This is a genomic window from Mycobacterium sp., assembly GCF_049683355.1.
GTDB lineage: Bacteria > Actinomycetota > Actinomycetes > Mycobacteriales > Mycobacteriaceae > Mycobacterium.
In genome coordinates this window covers 1-3418 of sequence record NZ_JBAUJB010000170.1, presented here as the reverse complement: position 1 = coordinate 3418, position 3418 = coordinate 1, and the positions used below count along the sequence as shown (strand labels likewise).

Annotated in this window: 2 protein-coding genes and 3 pseudogenes; 1 reads left to right on the top strand and 4 read right to left on the bottom strand. The window is 64.9% G+C overall.

The window, feature by feature from the left end:
* Positions 1 to 213 precede the first annotated feature (213 nt).
* Positions 214 to 1026, bottom strand: a pseudogene (locus WA944_RS10260) (cytochrome P450); the annotation flags it as partial.
* A gap of 166 nt (positions 1027 to 1192) precedes the next feature.
* Here WA944_RS10260 and WA944_RS10255 point away from each other — a divergent pair.
* The gene (locus WA944_RS10255) at positions 1193 to 1840 is read left to right on the top strand and encodes a TetR/AcrR family transcriptional regulator (protein ID WP_526371741.1); all 648 of its coding nucleotides are present in this window, start codon (positions 1193 to 1195) and stop codon (positions 1838 to 1840) included.
* Here WA944_RS10255 and WA944_RS10250 read toward each other — a convergent pair.
* The 3 genes and pseudogenes from WA944_RS10250 to WA944_RS10240 all read right to left on the bottom strand — a co-directional run.
* A complete protein-coding gene (locus WA944_RS10250) occupies positions 1828 to 2121 on the bottom strand; it encodes a cytochrome C oxidase subunit IV family protein (protein ID WP_526371739.1) in 294 nt (97 codons plus the stop codon). The two genes, WA944_RS10255 and WA944_RS10250, sit on opposite strands and share 13 nt — an antisense overlap.
* A 5-nt stretch (positions 2122 to 2126) precedes the next feature.
* Positions 2127 to 2722 (bottom strand): annotated as a pseudogene (locus tag WA944_RS10245) (cytochrome c oxidase subunit 3).
* A gap of 139 nt (positions 2723 to 2861) precedes the next feature.
* Positions 2862 to 3181, bottom strand: a pseudogene (locus WA944_RS10240) (thiolase C-terminal domain-containing protein); the annotation flags it as partial.
* Between the last annotated feature and the right edge of the window lie 237 nt (positions 3182 to 3418).

Here is a 3418-nt window from a genome sequence, read left to right as displayed (position 1 = left end):
AACAGCATGGAACACGCTGTTTGACAGCCTGTTCGGCAGAAACCAGCCGATCATCGCCTAACCGAACACCCCGGCCGCCCACCCGACACGAAAGACCCACAGGAACAACCCGATACCGAGGTCGGGCGATCACCCACGCCCTCACCACCGCGCACCCACAATTCAACGCACATAACCGAACTCGAATCCACACCGACACCCCATCGGTGGATCGAGGCTTAGCGAGGCGGAGAGCAGCTTGGTGGTCGTCTCCTGCCCCGCGGCGAACAGGAATGTCGCAGACCGTGCCACCGCGAGCACCGGAGGCGTCGACCCGTCGGGGTACTTCGCGGTGGCCAGCGCCGTCAGTACGTCGTCGCGGGGGGATTGGCGGCGGTCTTCGAGGTAGCCGACGAACTTGTCGTCGAGCCACTCCAGCGGGTTGAGGCCGACGAGGTCGCTGTGGTCGAGCGAGCCGACGACCGCGCCGGGCCTGGGGGAGCCGAGCACGGTGCGGAACTCCTCGTGGTCGGCCTGCGGTACGCCGAGCAGGTCGGCGATCACCAACAGCGAGAACGGTTTTGCGTATGCGCAGGAACTCGCACTTGCCGACAGGCTCCCTGCCGAAGATGTCGTCCAGGACCTCGTCGGCCAGTCGCCACATGAAGTCCTCGTCTTCCTTCAACCGGCTGGGGTGAGCAGGCGGTTGAGCAGCGAACGCGCATTGGTGTGTTCAGGCGGGTCCATGGTGACCATGTGCTCGAACATCGGCATCTGTGACCGGTGAGCCATGATCTGCTCGGTGATGTCGTCGCCCTCGGGTGTGAAACGGCAGCGGCGGGAACGGACCGGCCACGGCTATACACGACGAAAACGTGTCGGGGTCCTTCAGTACGGTCGCGGCCTCGTCGTAGCCGGTGATGGCCAGCACGCCGTAGTTGGGTTCCCGGACCACCGGGCATTTGCCGCGCAGATGGTCGAAATACGGGTGCGGGTCCGGCACAAGAGACTTTCGGTGAAGTAATCGATCGTGTCGAAGTCGCTCATGTGCTGGTGCCTCCCGGGCCATGCTGATCGAGGGATGTGCTGATTCGCTCAGGTTCGAGGATTTCGCGAAAATGCTGAGCACCTGCTTAGCATGAGGTAAGAGTTAGGGTCAAGATCGAAGCGACACGCAGGCAATGAGCGCGAGTTGGGGAAGCAGGAGTTGGGCATGGCATCGCCGCGACGGATCGGGGCACCGGACGCGAAGAACCGTGTCGTGTTGCTCGATGCTGCCGAACAGCTGCTGATCCAGGAGGGCTACGCGGCGGTGACTTCGCGCCGGGTGGCCGACCAGGCGGGATTGAAGCCGCAGCTGGTGCACTACTACTTCCGCACCATGGAGGATCTGTTCCTGGCGGTGTTCCACCGCAGAGCCGAAGAGGGTCTCAGGGTGCTCACCACCGCGTTGCAGTCGCCGCAGCCGCTGTGGGCGCTGTGGCGGTTCAGCACGGCTCCCGAGGCCACGAGGCTGACCATGGAGTTCATGGGTCTGGCCAACCACCGCAAGGCCCTGCGCGCGGAGATCGTCTACTACGCCGAGCGGTTCCGCGACGAGCAGAACAAGGCCATCGCCGCTGCGCTTCGGAGCCATGGCATCGACGCCGTCGACGTCCCGCCGGTGGTGTGGACGGTGTTCGCGACGAGCGTGTCGCAGGCGCTGGTGATGGAGCGTGCGCTCGGCATGTCCACCGGTCACGAAGAGACCTTCGCCTTCTGCGAGGGGTGGCTGAGGCGCCTCGAAGGTGAACCAGAAGCGGGTGTGACGCCCGCGGCCCCGGTCGTCGACGCCGGTGCCGACCGCACTCACCAGAGGTAGATCACCAGCACCGCCCCCCACAGCGCCGCCAGCCACAGGTCCGTGCTGTGACGTAGCCACCCCGGCGCGCCGCGGACCTCCATGAAATACCGGATGATCACACGGCCTTTGACGAAACCGAGCAGAATTGCAGCGACGGTGATGGGCACGCTGGCACTCGCGTGGCCTCCGGAATGCCCCGGAGCCAGCCGCCACGAGACCACCGTGATTGCCGAGAGGGCGAGCCAGGCGGCGGTGGTGGCACGCGTGGAGCGCTCGGGGGAATCGTTGGTCGTGGTCAAACCGCTCACCTCATCACGTAGAGCAGGCCGAAGATGACGACCCAGAGAAGGTCGACCATGTGCCAGTAGGTCGCGCTGGACTCGACCATCGACATCCGGCGCTTGCGAGGTTTCGCAGTTCCCGCACAACGATTCCCATGATCAGCAACCCGAGCGTCACATGGAACAGATGCACGCCGGTGAGCATGTAGTAGAACATGAAGAACTCGCTGCCCGCCATCGTGTGCCCCTCGGCGACCTTCGTCGTCCACTCGTAGGCCTTGATCCCGATGAACAGTGCCCCGCATGCGCCGCCGGCGTAGGTCAGACGGACCGCTGCATCGTGGTCGCCACTGCGGGCCGCCACCACGCTACGCGCCACGAACCACGAACTCTTTAGCAACACCAGGGTATTGAGGACGCCGACGTTGAGGTTCAGATGCTGCTGCGTCTCGAGGAACTCCTGTGGCGCCATCGCACGGTGCACCATGAAGATCAGAAAGTACGACCCGAAGATGACCAGGTCGCCGAGCACCATCACCCACATGGCGCCGTCGCCGGGCAGGTGATCGCCTGGCGCACCCGACGCGCGCTGGGACGCAGTCTGAGTCGTCCCCGTCATGGCAGCGGGACCTGGTCGGCGGGTTGCTCCTCGTTGGCCTTCGGCAAGAACCTGCATGACGCCTCCATCTGTCGGTTGCCGATCGGCGACTCAAGCAGAGAGTAGCCGATCGGCAACCGAAGCTCCAGCGGGTGGGGCTTTACAGCGAGAGGATGGTCGCCGAGGCGGTTCCGGGGGCGCCGTAGACCTGGGCAAGGCCCATACCCGTGGCGCTCCGGGCACCTGGCGGTCGCCGGCCTCACCGCGCAACTGGCGCACCAGTTCGTGAACCTGCCGAAGTCCTGAGGCGCCGATGGGCTCGCCGTTGGCGATCAACCCGCCGTCGGTGTTGACGGGTATGACGCCGTGGATCTCGGTGGCGCCGTCGGCGAGCAACTTCTCCTGTTCGCCGTCGGCACACAGCCCGGTCTCGGCCATGTGGATGACCTCGGCGCCGGCGTCGGTGTCCTGCAGCTGGGCGCCTGGATACACCGATGGGCTGTGGTTGTGTAGTCGAGTTCGATTGTGTGCGTTGAATTCGGCATGCCCGGTGATGAGGGCGTGGGCGATGGCCCGACCTCGGTATCGGATTGTTCCTGTGGGTCTTTCGTGTCGAGGGACGGGTGGGGCCGCTGGGTTAGACGATGAGCGGCTGGTAACAGTGAAACAGGCTGTGGAACAGGGCGTTCCACGGTTGTTCCCAGGGCCAGTCCCGCG